Genomic DNA, 16242 nt, shown 5'->3' with positions numbered 1-16242 from the left:
GGGACCAGCCGCCGAGCACGGGAGGTTCCGGGTGCGTGTGGGACTGCTGACCCGGGAGTACCCGCCGGACGTGTACGGCGGCGCGGGCGTCCACGTCGAGTTCCTCGCCCGGGAACTCGCCCGCATCGTCGACCTGGACGTGCACTGCTGGGGCGAGGGCCGCACCGACGGCGTGCTGCGCCACCGACCCTGGCCCGCGCTCGACGGCGCCAACGACGCGCTGCGCACCTTCTCCGTGGACCTCGCCATGGCCGCCGCCCTCGAAGGCCGCGAACTGGTCCACTCCCACACCTGGTACGCGGGTCTCGGCGGCCACCTCGCCAAGCTGCTGCACGGCATCCCGCACGTGGTGACCGCCCACTCCCTGGAGCCCCTGCGCCCCTGGAAGGCCGAGCAACTCGGTGGCGGTTACGCCCTGTCCGGCTGGGCCGAGCGCACCGCGGTCGAGTCCGCCGACGCGGTGATAGCCGTGTCCGCCGCCATGCGCGAGGACATCCTCGGCTGCTACCCGGCGCTGGACCCCTCCAGGGTCCACGTCGTGCACAACGGCATCGACACCACCCTCTACCGGCCCGACCCCGGCACCGACGCGCTGGACCGGATCGGCCTGGACCGCTCCCGCCCGTACGTCCTGTTCGTCGGTCGCATCACCCGCCAGAAGGGCGTGCCCCACCTGCTGCGCGCCGTACGGGACATCGACCCCGCCGCGCAGGTCGTGCTGTGCGCCGGCGCCCCGGACACCCCCGAGATCGACCAGGAGTTCCGCGACCTCTTCGCCGAGCTGAGCCGCGCCCGCGAGGGCGTGCACTGGATCCCGCGCATGCTGCCGCGCCCGGAGGTGATCCAGTTGCTGACCCACGCCGCGGTCTTCGTCTGCCCCTCGGTGTACGAGCCCCTCGGCATCGTCAACCTGGAGGCGATGGCCTGCGGTACGCCCGTGGTCGCCTCCCGGGTCGGCGGCATCCCCGAGGTCGTGGCGGACGGCGCGACGGGGCTGCTCGTCCCCAAGGACGACGACGGGAGCGGCAGCCGGGACGACGACTTCGAGGCGGGCCTCGCCCGGGCACTGGACTCCGTCCTCGGCGATCCGGACACCGCCCGGCGGATGGGCGAGGAGGGCCGGAAACGCGCGGTGGACGAGTTCGGCTGGGACGCGGTCGCCCGCCGCACCGTCCGGCTCTACGAGGAGATCCTCAAGCAGGCGTAGTACGAGGAGCCCGTCAAGCAGGCTTAGGCCGCCCCGCCCCGGGGCAGCCGAGGGTGAACGAGGGTGAGGGGAGCGGCCATGCGTCGTGGAGGTCCTTCGGTGCTCGGGATCGTGCTGGCGGGCGGAGAGGGCAAACGTCTGATGCCCCTGACCGCGGACCGAGCCAAACCCGCGGTCACCTTCGGCGGCACGTACCGACTGGTCGACTTCGTGCTGTCCAACCTGGTCAACGGCGACATCCTGCGGATCTGCGTCCTCACCCAGTACAAGTCGCACTCACTGGACCGCCACATCACCACCACCTGGCGGATGTCCAGCCTGCTCGGCAACTACGTCACCCCCGTCCCCGCCCAGCAGCGACTGGGCCCGCGCTGGTACCTGGGCAGCGCCGACGCGATCCTCCAGTCCCTGAACCTCGTGTACGACGAACGGCCCGAGTACGTCGCGGTCTTCGGCGCCGACCACGTGTACCGGATGGACCCGCGCCAGATGCTCACCCAGCACATCGAGTCCGGCGCCGGCGTGACCGTGGCGGGGATACGGGTCCCGCGCGCCGAGTCGCCGTCCTTCGGCGTGATCACCCCGGGCTCCGACGGCCAGACCGTCACCGGCTTCCTGGAGAAGCCCGCCGACCCGCCCGGACTGGCCGACGACCCCGAATGCGTCTTCGCCTCGATGGGCAACTACGTCTTCACCACCAAGGCCCTCATCGAGGCCCTGCACCGGGACGCCGAGGACGGGAACTCCGTGCACGACATGGGCGGCTCGATCCTGCCCGGGCTCACCGACCGGGGCGAGGCCGCGCTGTACGACTTCAGCGCCAACCACGTGCCGGGGGAGACCACCCGGGACCAGGGCTACTGGCGGGACGTCGGCACGCTCGACGCCTACTACGACGCCCACATGGACCTGATCGCCGAGCGGCCCGCCTTCAACCTCTACAACCGGGACTGGCCGATCTACACCCACTCCACCCAGCTCTCGCCCGCCCGCTTCAACGCCGGGGGCATCGCCAGCGAGTCGATCATCAGCGCGGGCTGCCTGATCCGGGGACAGGTCACCCGGTCCGTGCTCTCGCCGGGCGTGGTGGTCGACCCGGGAGCCGTGGTGCAGGGCTCGGTGCTGCACGACAACGTGCACATCGGCCGGGGCGCGGTCGTGCGCGGGGCGGTGCTGGACAAGAACGTGGACGTGCCGCCGGGCGCGACGATCGGCGTCAACCCGGAGCGGGACGCCGAGCTGTACAGCGTCTCCAAGGGCGGCGTGATCGCGCTGGGCAAGGGGCAGCGGGTGCCGTGACGGGCGGGTGACGGCCCCGGGTCGCGCGGTGCGCCCGGGGCCGTTGTCATGTCCCTGGACGCCAAGCGGAATCCGTGCTGTCATGCCTCTGCACCGCTGCTGTACATCGTTGTATGACATCGATGTCCTGAGCCATCGGCCACCACCCGTTTCCACCCGTTCTCGAGGAGAGGGTCAGTGCGCACCAAACGACTCAGAGACCGACTGGCATTACTGCTCGCCGCCGTACTCGGCGTCGCCGGACTCGCCGCCGTGCCGAACGCGACCGCGGCCGCCGAGGACGCCGCGGAGATCCACGGCCTGAAGGGCGAGTACTACACCCAGTCCGCCCCCGGCGCCTTCGACTTCCACGAACTCAAGGCCACCGGCTTCGATCCGCAGCTCGACTTCGACACCCTGGAGCCGCGGCTGAACTTCGCCACCGGGCAGTCGGACGACGTCAGCGTCCGCTGGACCGGCAAGCTGGTGCCGGAGAAGACCGGCGCCCACACCTTCTCGATCACCGCCGACAACGGCTTCCGCCTCTGGATCGGCGGAGAACCGGCCATCGACCACTGGGTCGACGACTGGGACCGCGAACAGACCTCCCGGCCCATCGAGCTGACGGCAGGGCAGGCCTACGACGTCAAGCTCGAGTACTTCGAGCACTACGGAGGCTCCAACCTCCACCTGCGCTGGACCGAGCCCGGCGGCGGCAAGGAGCCGGTCCCGCAGTCGGCGTTCCGCCTGCCGGACGGCTTCGACTACGACGGCGCGACGGCGACCACCGTCCAGGCCACCGGCCGCACCCTCAAGCTCGACTTCCCGAGCCCTCTCGCCGCGGCCCCCGCCGGCCTCACCGACCACCTCGAAGCGGTGATCGGCGGCGCCAAGTGGCCCCTGGGCGAGGCCGAGGTCGACCCCGCCGACCCCACCGCCCTCCTCGTCGCCCTCGACCAGCCCGTCGTCGGCAACAAGAACGGCGACGCACCCGGCACCGCCGACGTCCGCTACGACGGGGACGGCGGCCTCACCGACGCCGAAGGCAACGTTGTCAACGCCTTCTGGAGCAGCGGCGGCAACAAGTCCACCTACGAGCTGCGCACCGACTGGGCCGAAGAGGTCGGCCCGGACAACGCCCACCCGGAGTACCCGCGCCCGCAGTTGACGCGGGACGCCTGGCGCAACCTGAACGGCCGCTGGCAGTTCGCCGCCGCCGAGGCGGGCGAGCAGCCGCCGGTCGGCAAGAACCTCAAGGAGCGGATCCTCGTCCCGTACCCGGTGGAGTCCCAGCTCTCCGGCATCCAGCGGCACGAGGACCGCATGTGGTACCGCCGGACCTTCACCGTGCCCCGCGACTGGCACATCGGCTCGGGGCAGCGGCTGAAGCTCAACTTCGGCGCCGTCGACTGGCAGTCCGAGGTCTACGTCAACGGCACCAAGGTCGCCGACCACAAGGGCGGGTACGACAAGTTCAGCGCCGACGTCACCGACGCGCTGAAGCCGGGCCGCACCCAGGAGCTGATCGTCGGCGTCCACGACCCGACCGACGCGCGGGGCGGCGAGAACCCGCCGGTCGGCAAGCAAAGCCTGGACCCGAGCGGCATCTGGTACACGCCCAGCTCCGGCATCTGGCAGACGGTCTGGATGGAGCCGGTCGCCCGGGACCACGTCGACTCCCTGAAGCTGACCCCGCACGTCGACGGGGCGGCGGGCACGCTGACCGTCGAGCCGAAGGGCGTGCGCGACGGCGTACGGGTCGAGGCGACGGCGTACGCCGGACACCGCAGGGTCGCCACGGCGAGCGGACGCACCGGCGAGCCGCTGACCCTGAGGATCCACGACCCGCGCCTGTGGTCGCCCGACGACCCCTTCCTCTACGACCTGAAGGTCACCGTCGGCCGCGACCGCGTCGACAGCTACTTCGGGATGCGCTCGATCGCCGTCGAGAAGGTGAACGGCGTTCCGCGCACGGTCCTCAACGGTGAACCGGTGTTCATGATGGCCACCCTCGACCAGGGCTTCTGGCCGGACGGCCTGCACACCGCGCCCACCGACGAGGCCCTCGCGCACGACCTGAAGCTGCACAAGCAGCTCGGCTTCAACTCCGTGCGCAAACACATCAAGGTCGAGCCGGACCGCTGGTTCTACTGGGCCGACAAGCTGGGCCTGATGGTGTGGCAGGACATGCCCTCCATGACTCCGGGGGTGAATCCGAACGCCGCCTCCCGGGCCGAGTTCGAGCGCGAGATGAAGGAGATGATCGACGAACACGTCAGCCACCCGTCGATCATCATGTGGGTCACCTTCAACGAGGGCTGGGGCCAGTACGACATCAAGCGCGTCGCCGAGCAGGCCAAGGCCTGGGACCCGACCCGCCTCGTCAACAACCAGTCCGGCCTGAACCTCGGGGCCGACGGCGGCGCCGGCGACATCATGGACGAGCACGGCTATCCGAGTCCCGCCCTGCCGCCCTCCCCGGACGGCGAACGCGCCCTGGTCACCGGCGAGTACGGCGGCCTCGGTCTCGCGGTGCCCGGACACGCCTGGTCGGTGCAGCAGTCGTACGTCGACGTCGACCCGCAGACGTACACCGACGACTACCTCACCAAGCTCGACGAGGTGCGCGCCCTGGTCTGCCGGGGCAGCAACGGCGCGGTCTACACCCAGATCTCGGACGTCGAGGGCGAGCTGAACGGCCTGACGACCTACGACCGCAAGGTCCTCAAGCCGGACGTCGAGCGGGTGAAGGCGGCCCACGAGGCCCTGATCCACGACGCGTCCCGGCCCACCCCCGCGGGATGCCCGACCGCCTGAGCGGCGGCCGGTACGGACAGGCCGTGGACCGGCGCGCTCGGTCCACGGTCGGCCCGCACCCGTCCGGGTGGGGAACGTCACCGCAGGCGGCGCCACCTCCGCTGACCTGACCTCAGACGCCCCATGAGTCCCTGGAGTCCCGCCCCTGCCGTCGGGGGCGGGACTTTAATCTGCTGTTAACTGTGCGTAGCTTGATCGTACTTGACCGTAATCGGCGGAGGACGATTGACTGCTTGTCCACCCGTCGTCCATGCGTCGTCCTTGCGAGGCAAGCCCTTGACTCCCGATCCGCTCGCTCCCCTCGACCTCGCGTTCTGGAACATCGAGTCCGCCGAGCACCCCATGCACCTCGGCGCGCTCGGGGTCTTCACGGCCGACTCGCCCACCGCGGGCGCCCACGCGGCCGACCTGCTCGCCGCCCGCGCCCCCGCGGTGCCCGGACTGCGGATGCGGATCCGGGACACCTGGCAGCCGCCGCTCGCCCTGCGCCGGCCGTTCTCGTTCGGCGGCGCGACCCGTGAGCCCGACCCCGCTTTCGACCCGCTCGACCACGTCCGGCTGCACGCCCCGACGACGGACTTCCACGCCCGGGCGGGCCTCCTCATGGGACGCCCGCTGGAGCGCGGCCGGCCGCCGTGGGAGGCCCACGTGCTGCCGGGCGCGGACGGCGGCTCCTTCGCCGTGCTGTTCAAGTTCCACCACGCCCTCGCCGACGGCCTGCGGGCGCTGACCCTCGCCGCGGGGATCCTCGACCCGATGGACCTGCCCGCACCCCGGCGCCGGCCCGAGGAGCCCCCGCGAGGGCTTCTCCCGGACGTGCGCGGGCTGCCGGGGAAGCTGCGCGGCGCGCTGTCCGACGCGGGCCGCGCCCTCGACATCGGTGCCGCCGCGGCCCTGTCCACCCTCGACGTGCGTTCCTCGGCCGCGCTCACCGCCGAGTCCTCCGGCACCCGCCGCACCGCGGGCGTCGCCGTCGACCTCGACGACGTGCACCGCGTGCGCAAGACCGTCGGCGGCACCGTCAACGACGTCCTGATCGCGGTCGTCGCCGGCGCCCTGCGCCGCTGGCTGGACGAGCGCGGCGACGGCAGCGAGGGGGTCGCCCCCCGCGCCCTGATCCCCGTCTCCAAGCGCCGCCCGCGCACCGCCCACCCGCAGGGAAACCGGCTCTCCGGTTACCTGATACGGCTTCCGGTCGGCGACCCCGACCCGCTGTCCCGCCTCGGCACGGTCCGCGCCGCCATGGACCGCAACAAGGACGCGGGACCCGGCCGGGGCGCCGGTGCCGTCGCCCTGCTCGCCGACCACGTGCCCGCGCTCGGTCACCGGCTCGGCGGGCCGCTGGTCGGGCAGGCCGCCCGGCTCTGGTTCGACATCCTGGTCACCAGCGTCCCCCTGCCCAGCCTCGGCCTGCGGCTCGGCGGCCACCCGCTCACCGAGGTCTACCCGCTGGCGCCGCTGGCCCGCGGCCACTCCCTGGCGGTGGCCGTCTCGACGTACCGCGGACAGGTCCACTACGGCCTGGTCGCCGACGCGAAGGCGGTGCCGGACCTCGACCGGTTCGCCCTGGCCCTGGCGGAGGAGGTGGAGACATTGCTCACCGCCTGCGGTCCCTGAGACGAACGGGTTTGGCTCCGTGCCCCGGCGCTGAATAAAATCCGCTGTTCGAAAGCGGACGCGTCTCGGAGCGCCGCGACGGTGACCAGGGAACGGCAGCGGCGATGACGGTGACACAGGACGGTTCGGCGACCACGGACGAGGTGGTGCGCGAGTCCGGTGACGAGGCGGTGGCGTACCCGTCCGGTGACGAGGCGGCGTACGGCCCCGGTATCGACCCGGAGCGGCTCGCCGTCTGCCTGAGCGTGCTGGAGGAGCTCGACGGGATCGACCTCGACCACCCGGACGCGATCCGGGTCCGCCGGGCCACCTCGCACATCTACCGGATGGTCAAGCAGCGCCGCCGCCAGGAGCGCCGGGCCGCCAAGACCGCCCACGACAAGGCCGTGACCGAGGCCACCGCCACCGGATCCGCCGAGCGCATCGACGACGAGACCGAAGGCATCCTGCCCTCCTCCCGCACCGAGGAGGGCAGCATCGCGGGGATACTCCAGCGCCCCCGCTCCTGCTACATCTGCAAGCAGCGGTACGTCGAGGTCGACTACTTCTACCACCAGCTCTGCCAGAGCTGCGCCGCCGAGAACCGCGCCCGCCGCGACGCCCGCGCCGACCTCACCGGCAAGCGGGCGCTGCTCACCGGCGGCCGCGCCAAGATCGGCATGTACATCGCGCTCAGGCTGCTGCGGGACGGCGCGCACACCACGATCACGACCCGCTTCCCCAAGGACGCCATCCGCCGCTTCAAGGCCATGGACGACTCCGCGGACTGGATCCACCGTCTGGAGGTCGTCGGCATCGACCTGCGCGACCCCGCCCAGGCCGTGGCCCTGGCCGACCAGGTCACCGAGCGGGGCCCGCTCGACATCCTGATCAACAACGCCACCCAGACCGTGCGCCGGCTGCCCTCCGCGTACGCCGCGCTCGTCGAGGGCGAGAGCGCCCCGCTGCCCGCCGGTGAACTGCCGCCCCACCATGTCATCGGCGCCTTCAACTCGGGCGCGGTGGACGGCCTGGCCGCGCTGCCCGTCGGTGCCACGGGGCTCGACGCGCAGAAGGTGGCCGACCTCGCGCTGGTCGCCGGCAACGCCAGTGTGGTCCGGCACCGCGAGGGCACCGCCATCGACGCGGGCGGCCTGGTCCCCGACGTCGTCGACACCAACACCTGGGTCCAGACCATCGAGCAGATCTCCCCGGTCGAACTGCTCGAGACCCAGCTGTGCAACTACACGTCGCCGTTCATCCTCATCAGCGCGCTGCGGCCGGCGATGGCCGAGGCCGCGCGCAGGGCGACCGCGGGGCGCGCCTACGTCGTCAACGTCTCGGCGATGGAGGGCGTGTTCGCCCGCGGCTACAAGGGCGCGGGCCACCCCAACACCAACGCGGCCAAGGCCGCCATGAACATGGTGACGCGGACCAGTGCCCAGGAGATGTTCGACACCGACGGCATCCTGATGACCTCGGTCGACACCGGCTGGATCACCGACGAGCGCCCCCACTACGACAAGCTGCGGCTGGCCGAGGCCGGCTTCCACGCCCCGCTCGACCTGGTCGACGGCGCCGCCCGCGTCTACGACCCGATCGTGCGCGGCGAGGCGGGCGAGGACCTGTACGGCGTCTTCCTCAAGGACTACGCACCCGGCAAGTGGTGACCGGCCCCGCCGGGCGGACGGCGGCAGGGCGCGTCGAGTGTCAACGGCGGTAATCCGCCGGCCCGTCGACGGGGCGCCGCCCTGCTCCGGGGCGAGCGCCGGGGCGCCCGGTGCGCCGGACGCTCAGTCGACGGCGCCGAGCCGCGAGTTCCGCGCCGCCGTCAGCTCCAGCACCGTGCGCCAGTCCTCGAGGACCCCGGCGTCGAAGACGGCGGTGCGGGCCTCCTCGTCCGCCTGGCGCAGGCTGACCAGGTCGTCGTCGTGGGTCCAGGCGTCCGGGTGGGCGTGCCGGCGCAGCAGGCGGGCGACGCGCGCGCCGAGCAGCGGCCGCACCGCGTCGGCGGTCCGGCCGACCGGATTGCCGGGCCACAGCAGCCGGCCCACGGGCGACACCAGACCGGCGACCTGGAGCTCCTTGTCGGCGGGGCGGCGCCGGCGCAGCAGCGCGGCGGTCCGCAGCGCGTGCCCGTGCAGGTCCCCGGGCCCGCTGCCGTGCTCGGCGGCGGCCCGTTCGCCCCGGCAGGCGTACAGCAGGTCCATCAGCTCCTCGACGCTGCGCAGTTCCATGCCTCGGTCCTCCCACGAGACAGCCGTTGCCGACCGGCAGCAGACCATGGCGAGCTTGCGCCGCAGCCAACGGCAACTTAACTGCGCGACCCGTCGCCGCCGACAATCGAAGGTACGGGCGGCAATGTGGGCCGAATGGGTGAGTCGCACACGGTGCAGAGGCGGGCGAACCCGGGCAGACTGGGCCCAACTGTGCGCGGAACGAAGGGCAATGGTTCTCCCATGTTTTGAGCCCCATAGAGCGCACCCCCGCTCATTTGGTTAATCTGGAGCGGACGGACGGCAGCACAGGGCACTACCCACACCCAAGGTCCGTCATGGGACAAGCCGGTTCACAACGGCCTGCTCTCGCACGAGTGACCGGCGCCACCGCGTCCGAACTGCATTCGACTCACACCCGAGCGGGCGCCGGGCGCCGGACAGGAGACCGGCCCGACAGGCCCCGAGGGTGATCCGACACATAAGGAGTGCGCGGTGACACCGGAGACGACGACGAATCCAGAACAACGCCCGAAGGAACGCACCGAGCGTGCGGGCCGCCGGCCCGGAGAGATCGGCAGCCTCGACGTGTGGGCCCGGTCCGCCCCCATCCGTCTCGCGGGCTACGAGGACGACCTCGCCGAGCCCCACATCCTGCCCAGCGTGGACTGACCCGCCGAAGCCGCCGCGAGCATGGGCGTGCGAGACTCACGCCCATGCTGATCAGGGAAGCGACGGCCGAGGACTGGCCGCAGATCTGGCCCTTCTGGCACCGCATCGTCGCCGCCGGCGAAACCTACGCCTGGGACCCGGGCACGTCCGAGGAGGACGCCCGGGCCCTGTGGACGAACCCCGCCAAACGCGTCTACGTCACCGAGGACGACACCGGCACCGTCGTCGCCTCCGCCTACGTCACCCCCAACTACGGCGGCCCCGCCGCCCGTATCGCCAACGCCGGCTTCATGGTCGACCCCGACCGGGCCGGCCGCGGCACCGGCCGGGCCCTCGCCGAACACGTCCTGGCCGCCGCCAGGGCCGACGGATATCGCGGCATGGTCTTCAACGCCGTCGTCGAGACCAACCCGGCCGTGAAGCTCTGGACCTCCCTCGGCTTCACGATCCTGGGCACGGTGCCGGACGCCTTCGACCACCCGCGGCACGGACGGGTCGGCCTGCACATCATGTACCGGGCGCTGTAGAACGCCGTTCAGTCCAGAGGTGCCGTCCGCCGCCAGGGGCGCAGCGCCTCGATCCGCCCCGCCAGCTCCAGCAGGGCCGCCTCCGACCCCGGGCGCCCCACCAGCTGTACGGCGCAGGGGGCGCCCGAGGGCAAAGTGCCGACCGGCACCGTCATCGCGGGCCAGCCGGTCAGGTTCCACGGCGGTGTGAAGGGCGAGTACGCCGAGTTGGCCAGGATGTTGCGCAGCCAGCCCCGCTCGTGCCAGGGCCCGGCCTTGGGGGAGCGGCGGGCCAGCGCGGGGGTGAGCAGGACGTCGTGCTCGGCGAAGAACGGCTCCAGGCGTTCGCGCAGCACGTTCTGGCCCTTTCCGGTGGCGACCGTGCGTACGAAGGGCCGTCCGAGGGCCGCGTGCACCCGCGTCCGCCTGGCCAGCAGCCGCCGGTCCAGTTCCCGCGCGTCCACGGACACCCCGGCCGTCCAGTGGGTCAGGGCGGTCAGGCCCAGCGACGCCGGGTAGGGCGGGTCCGCCCGCCGCACCTGGTGCCCCGCCTTCATCAGCACCCCGGCCGCCTCGCGGACGGCGTCCGTGCAGGGGCGGGAGACGGTGACGCCGGCCAGCGGGCTGCGCAGGGAGGCGGCGACGCGGAGGGTGCCGGGCTCCGCGCGGCGCGGCGGCTCGCCGTCCGCGAGGTCGTCCGCCAGCACCGCCAGCATCAGACGCGCGTCCTCGACCGTCGTGGCCAGCGGCCCGTTCTCCGACATGCCGAACCAGTCGCCGTCGCCGATCCCGGCCGGCACCACGCCGTACCCCGGCTTGATGGTGACCAGACCGCAGTTGGCCGCCGGTATGCGCAGCGAACCCATGCCGTCGTTGCCGAGCGCGATCGGCACCATCCCGGCGGCGACCGCGGCGGCGCTCCCGCCCGAGGAGCCGCCCGCCGAGCGAGCCGGGTCCCACGGGTTGCGGGCGGTGCCGTGCACGCCCTCGCTGGTGCCGAACACGCACAGCTCGGGCACGTTCGTCAGCCCCACCATCACCGCGCCGGCCGCCCGCAGCCGGGCCACGGTGACGTGGTCGTCCGCGGCGGGCGTGTCGGGCGTCGCGGCGGAGCCGTTGCGCGTGGACTCGCCGCGCACCGCCAGGTTGTCCTTGACCGCCACCGGCACACCGGCCAGCGGCAGTTCGCCCAGGTCGCCCCGGGCGCCGACCTCCTCGGCCTCGGCGAGCGCCGCCTCGGCGCGCACCGCGCGGAAGGCGCCGACGCGGCCGTCGAGCCGCTCGATCCGGGCCAGGTGCGCCGCCATCACTTCGCGGGGCGTGGCCCGGTTCTCCCGTACGGCGGCGGCGATCTCGGCGGCGGTGCGGCCGGCCCAGTCGGTCACGGAGGGCTCCTAGGGTGGCGTCGGGACGTGATTACTGGCGAGTAGGCAGGAAGCACTCTGCCCGTCCGGCGCCCCCACGTCGAGAGCCCGGACCCGCCGACCGCCCCGTTCGGGCCGACCGCCCCGTTCACACCGTGCCGGCCGACCGTCCCGTTCACCCCACTCCAGCCGACCGCGCCGGCCCCGTGCTGTCCCGTTCGATCAGCCGCGGCACCGGCACCCGCACCGTCCGCGCGGGGCCGCCGTCCAGCAGGGCGGTCAGTTCCGTCGCCGCCGTGCGGCCGAACTCCACGCTGTCCCGGGAGAGCGCGGACAGCCACGGCTTGACCATGCGGCACAGCGCCGAGTCCTCCCAGGCCACCACGGACACGTCCGCCGGTACCGAGAAACCGAGTTCGGCCGCGGCGGCGACCCCGGCGACGGCCATCACGTCGTTGTCGTAGATCAGGGCGGTCGGCGGAGCGGGGGCCTCCAGGACCCGGCGGGTGACGGCGGCGCCCTCCGCGTCGGAGTAGTCCGTGGGCACCGACTGCACCTCGGTCAGGCCCCGGCGTCCCGCCTCGGCGCGCAGGGCCCGGATGCGGCGCTCGGTGTGCGCGAGGCCCGGCAGTCCGGCGATGTGCGCGATCCGCCGGTGGCCGAGCGCGTGCAGCCCGTCCACCAGCGCGGCCATCGCGCCCGCGTCGTCCGCCCACACCGACGAAAGCCCCGGATGGCGTTGGTCGGGCGCCCCGCCGATCACCACGGCGGGCAGGCCGAGTTCGTCGAGCAGGTCCGGACGCGGGTCGTCGGTGCGCGGGTCGACCACCAGGACGCCGTCCACCCGGTGCTCGGCCCACCAGCGCCGGTAGACCGCGCACTCGTCGTCGACGTCCTGCGCCACCTGGAACAGCAGACCGAGATGACGCCGTGCCAGCACCTCCTGGATGCCGGAGACCAGTTGCAGGAAGAAGGAGTCCACGCCGAGGGTGTGCGCGGGCCGCGCCAGCACGAAGCCGACCGTCGCCGCGCCCTCCCCGGACAGCGCGCGGGCCGCCGTACTGGGCCGCCAGCCGAGCTGCTCGGCCACCCGGCGCACCCGGTCCCGGGTGATCTCGGAGACCCCCGGCCGGTCGTTCAGCGCGAAGGAGACCGCGCTCTCGGATACCCCGGCCCGCCGCGCGATGTCCTTCATCGTCGGCCGGCGCGCGGCAGGCCGCTTGGCCGGCATGCACGCCCCTTTCCCCAGTGCGTGAGTTGAAGCCCGAGCTAAAGCGCTTGAGTGGAAAGATCCTAAAGCGCATTAGTAGATCGTGGCAAGTCACCTCTCACACCCACTGTGACCTGGACTAATGCTGTTCGTTTCGCTTTAGTTCCACTGAATCCATTGACTTTGCGGGAACTCGCCGTGCATGGTCGCTGGCATCCAGCCGCCGACGTCCTCCAGGGAGACGTGTCACCGTGCCCACATCGCGCAGAAGCTTCGCTGTCGCAGCCGTAGCCGCCCTCGTCCTGCCGCTCAGCGCCTGCGGGTCGGGAGGGGACGGCGGCTCGTCCGACGCCTCCGGCAAGGTCGAGGGCGACATCACCTTCCAGACCTGGAACCTGCGGGCCAACTTCAAGCCGTACTTCGAGGACCTGATCGCGGACTTCGAGAAGAAGTACCCCGGCACCCACGTCAAGTGGATCGACCAGCCCGCCGAGGGCTACGCCGACAAGATCAGCGCCGACGCCGCCGGCGGCACCCTGGCCGATGTCGTCAACGTCTCCCCGGACCTCGCCGCCCCGCTCGCCCAGGCCGGGCTCGCCCTCGACCTGGACAAGGCCGCGGGACAGTACAAGAAGGACTACCTGGAGGCCGCCTGGGCCAGCCAGCGGGTACCGGGCCTGGAAGGGACCTACGCGTTCCCCTGGTACCTCAACACCGGCCCGCTCTTCTACAACAAGTCCCTGTTCGAGAAGGCCGGTCTCGACGCCGACAAGCCGCCGACGACGTACGACGAACTCTTCGACACCGCGCTGAAGCTCGCCCGGAAGACCGACGGCGAGGTGGCCACGCTCGCCAACGTGCCCACCATCGAGGACTTCGGCCGCTACGGCGTCCCGCTCATGAACGACGAGGGCACGGCCTTCGCGTTCGACGACGCCAAGGGCGTCGAACTCCTCACCCGCTACAAGGAGCTGTACGACGCCGGAGGCCTGGACTCGCAGGCGCTCACGGCCACGCCCGAGTCGTCCGGGAAGAAGTTCCTGACCGGCGCGGTCGCCATGAACCCCGGCAGCGCCCTCGACCTCGCCAACTTCAAGAAGCAGGCCCCGAGCCTGTACGAGAACATCGGCATCACCGACCAGATCACCAGCACCGGCCACGTCAACATGTACGTGATGGGCCTGCTGGTGAACTCCCAGAGCGAGCGCAAGCCCGCCGCGGTCGCCTTCGCCCGCTTCGTCACCGACGCCGCCCACCAGATGTCGTTCGCGAAGCAGGTCGCCGTCTTCCCGAGCAGTGCCGGTTCGCTGGACGACCCGTACTTCACCGAGGAGGACGGGACCGACGAGACCCGGGTCCGGGTGGCCGCCGCCAAGTCGCTGAAGACCGCGGTCAACTACACGCCGGTGCTCTTCAGCGAACAGATGAAGACCGAGCTGCGCAACGAGGTCGCCAAGGCGCTCCAGGGCAAGCAGAGCCCCGAAGAAGCTCTTGACAACGCTGTCAAGGCGTGTGACCGGCTCCTGAAGCAGCAGGGCTGAGCGCCATGGCGAGTTCCACCGTGTCCTCCGGCACGCGCCGGGTCCGGCGCCAACTGCCTACCAGTCCCTGGCTGTTCGCCGCCCCCGGACTGCTGATCGCCGGCGCCTTCATCCTCTACCCGTTCGTCTCGACGCTGGTCAACTCCTTCACCGACCGCCGCACCCTGGTGCCCGGTGAGTTCGTGGGCCTCGCCAACTTCCGCGAGCTGCTCCACGACGACATGTTCTGGATCGGCCTGCGCAACAGCACCCTGTACGTCCTCGGGGTCGTACCCGCGCTCGTCCTGCTGCCGCTGCTGCTCGCGATGCTGGTGCAGAAGACCATCCCCGGCATCACCTTCTTCCGGTCCGCCTTCTACACCCCCGTCGTCGCCTCGATCGTCGTCGTCGGGCTGATCTGGGTGTGGTTGCTGGACGAGCGCGGCCTGGTCAACTCGGTGCTGGAGACCATCGGCGTCGGGCGGATCGGCTTCCTCAGCGACCAGTGGCTGATCCTGCTCAGCGCCATGGCCGTCACGGTCTGGAAGGGCCTCGGCTACTACATGATCATCTACTTGGCGGCGCTGGCCAACGTGCCCCGCGAACTGCACGAGGCCGCCGCCGTCGACGGTGCGGGCGCCCTGCGCCGCTTCGTGACCGTCACCATGCCCGCCGTGCGCTCCACCATGGTCCTGGTCGCGGCCCTCGCCTCGGTCGCCGCGTTCAAGGTCTTCTCCGAGGTGTATCTGATGGCCGGCCCGGACGGCGGCCCGGCGGGCGAGGACACCACCCTCGTCATGCTCGTCCAGCGCACCGGCACCGGCCTGACCGGACGCGTCGGCTACGCCTCGGCCATCTCCGTCGTCGTCTTCGTCGTCACCCTGGTCCTGATGCTGCTCGTACTGCGCGCCGACCGGAAGGAGGAGTCGTGAGCGTCATGGACAAGGTCCGGACCGCCCCGGAGCAGCCGGCTCCGGCCCCGGCCCAAAAGCCCCGGATCACCGACGAGCACGGCCGACGGGTACGCGTCTGGGAACTCGCCCTGCGCTACCTGCTGCTGCTCGGCGTACTCGCCCTGACCATCGGCCCGTTCGTGTGGCAGCTGTCGACCTCGCTGAAGGGCCCGACGGAGGACATCTTCAGCTCCCCGCCGAAGTTCCTGCCCTCCGATCCCACCCTGCACAACTACGAGCGGGTCGCCGAGACCATCCCCGTCTGGGACTACGCGCTGAACTCGCTGAAGGTCGCCGTCGCCAACGTCGTGACCAACTGCGTCGGCGCCGCGCTGGCGGGCTACGCGCTGGCCCGGCTGCGCTACCGCGGCCGCCGCGTCGCCACCCTGGTCTTCATCCTGACCATGCTCGTCCCGGTGGAGGGCATCATCATCGCCCAGTTCACCACCATGCGGGAGCTGGGCCTCAACAACACCCTCGTCGGCGTCCTGCTGCCCGGCTGCATCAGCGCCCTCAACGTCCTGCTGATGCGCAACGCCTTCCTCAACCTCCCCTACGAGATCGAGGAGGCGGCCTACGTCGACGGCGCCAACGTCTGGCAGCGGTTCCTGCGCATCGCCCTGCCCGCCGTGAAGGGCACCCTGGCGGTCGTCGCGATCTTCGCCTTCATGGGCGCCTGGGACGACTTCCTGTGGCCGCTGATCGTGCTGAGCGACCCGTCCAACTTCACGCTCACCATCGGCCTCAACTACCTGCACGGCACCTTCGCCAACGACGAACGCCTCGTCGCCGCGGGCACGATCATCGCCGTGGCGCCGCTCATCATCCTCTTCGCCTGCCTCCAGCGGTACTTCTTCCGCGGGGTCGGCGAGGGCGCCGTCAAGGGCTGATCCACCGACTTCC

At 71.7% G+C, this 16242-nt stretch carries 13 protein-coding genes; 10 read left to right on the top strand and 3 right to left on the bottom strand.

Going from position 1 to position 16242, the window contains the following annotated elements; all coding sequences use genetic code 11:
- Nucleotides 1-31 precede the first annotated feature (31 nt).
- The 5 genes from glgA to RI578_RS04475 all read left to right on the top strand — a co-directional run bounded on the left by glgA (nucleotide 32) and on the right by RI578_RS04475 (nucleotide 8568).
- Nucleotides 32-1207, top strand: coding sequence for a glycogen synthase (glgA, locus tag RI578_RS04495; protein ID WP_310869835.1), 1176 nt, complete (start codon nucleotides 32-34; stop codon nucleotides 1205-1207).
- A 78-nt stretch (nucleotides 1208-1285) separates the two neighbouring features.
- Nucleotides 1286-2506 carry a glucose-1-phosphate adenylyltransferase gene (glgC, locus tag RI578_RS04490; protein ID WP_310869834.1) on the top strand — a complete coding sequence of 407 codons (1221 nt, stop codon included), beginning with the start codon at nucleotides 1286-1288 and terminating at the stop codon, nucleotides 2504-2506.
- A 177-nt stretch (nucleotides 2507-2683) separates the two neighbouring features.
- The gene (locus RI578_RS04485; protein WP_310869833.1) at nucleotides 2684-5302 is read left to right on the top strand and encodes a PA14 domain-containing protein; all 2619 of its coding nucleotides are present in this window, start codon (nucleotides 2684-2686) and stop codon (nucleotides 5300-5302) included.
- 276 nt (nucleotides 5303-5578) lie between these two features.
- A complete protein-coding gene (locus tag RI578_RS04480; RefSeq protein ID WP_310869832.1) occupies nucleotides 5579-6919 on the top strand; it encodes a wax ester/triacylglycerol synthase family O-acyltransferase in 1341 nt (446 codons plus the stop codon).
- A gap of 104 nt (nucleotides 6920-7023) precedes the next feature.
- Nucleotides 7024-8568 (top strand): SDR family NAD(P)-dependent oxidoreductase, encoded by a 1545-nt coding sequence (locus RI578_RS04475; RefSeq protein WP_310869831.1) that lies wholly within the window; start codon nucleotides 7024-7026, stop codon nucleotides 8566-8568.
- A 123-nt stretch (nucleotides 8569-8691) separates the two neighbouring features.
- Here RI578_RS04475 and RI578_RS04470 read toward each other — a convergent pair whose 3' ends face one another.
- Complete coding sequence (locus RI578_RS04470; protein ID WP_310869830.1) at nucleotides 8692-9135, bottom strand: hypothetical protein; 444 nt, start codon at nucleotides 9133-9135, stop codon at nucleotides 8692-8694.
- A gap of 474 nt (nucleotides 9136-9609) precedes the next feature.
- Between RI578_RS04470 and RI578_RS04465 the strand changes: the two genes are divergently transcribed.
- On the top strand, nucleotides 9610-9786 hold the full coding sequence (locus RI578_RS04465) for a hypothetical protein (protein WP_121745644.1): 177 nt from the start codon (nucleotides 9610-9612) through the stop codon (nucleotides 9784-9786).
- 44 nt (nucleotides 9787-9830) lie between these two features.
- Nucleotides 9831-10313 (top strand): GNAT family N-acetyltransferase, encoded by a 483-nt coding sequence (locus RI578_RS04460; protein ID WP_310869829.1) that lies wholly within the window; start codon nucleotides 9831-9833, stop codon nucleotides 10311-10313.
- Between the two features lie 8 nt (nucleotides 10314-10321).
- Here RI578_RS04460 and RI578_RS04455 read toward each other — a convergent pair whose 3' ends face one another.
- Together RI578_RS04455 and RI578_RS04450 are read right to left on the bottom strand one after the other, a co-directional pair.
- On the bottom strand, nucleotides 10322-11677 hold the full coding sequence (locus RI578_RS04455; protein WP_310869828.1) for an amidase family protein: 1356 nt from the start codon (nucleotides 11675-11677) through the stop codon (nucleotides 10322-10324).
- Nucleotides 11678-11831: 154 nt separating this feature from the next.
- Nucleotides 11832-12887, bottom strand: coding sequence for a LacI family DNA-binding transcriptional regulator (locus RI578_RS04450; protein WP_310869827.1), 1056 nt, complete (start codon nucleotides 12885-12887; stop codon nucleotides 11832-11834).
- A gap of 230 nt (nucleotides 12888-13117) precedes the next feature.
- On the opposite strand from RI578_RS04450, the gene RI578_RS04445 reads away from it, so the two are divergent.
- From RI578_RS04445 to RI578_RS04435, 3 genes are read left to right on the top strand one after another with little or no spacing between them, the layout of a single operon-like run.
- The gene (locus RI578_RS04445; RefSeq protein WP_310869826.1) at nucleotides 13118-14407 is read left to right on the top strand and encodes an extracellular solute-binding protein; all 1290 of its coding nucleotides are present in this window, start codon (nucleotides 13118-13120) and stop codon (nucleotides 14405-14407) included.
- Between the two features lie 5 nt (nucleotides 14408-14412).
- Nucleotides 14413-15318, top strand: a complete 906-nt coding sequence (locus tag RI578_RS04440) for a sugar ABC transporter permease (RefSeq protein WP_310869825.1) — start codon at nucleotides 14413-14415, stop codon at nucleotides 15316-15318.
- Between the two features lie 5 nt (nucleotides 15319-15323).
- On the top strand, nucleotides 15324-16229 hold the full coding sequence (locus RI578_RS04435; protein WP_310875660.1) for a carbohydrate ABC transporter permease: 906 nt from the start codon (nucleotides 15324-15326) through the stop codon (nucleotides 16227-16229).
- Nucleotides 16230-16242 lie beyond the last annotated feature (13 nt).

Source organism: Streptomyces sp. BB1-1-1 (assembly GCF_031597775.1).
In the GTDB taxonomy this organism is placed as follows: Bacteria; Actinomycetota; Actinomycetes; order Streptomycetales; family Streptomycetaceae; genus Streptomyces; species Streptomyces thinghirensis.
The sequence above is the reverse complement of the archived record's forward strand: the minus strand, read 5'-3'. Positions and strand labels throughout refer to the sequence as shown.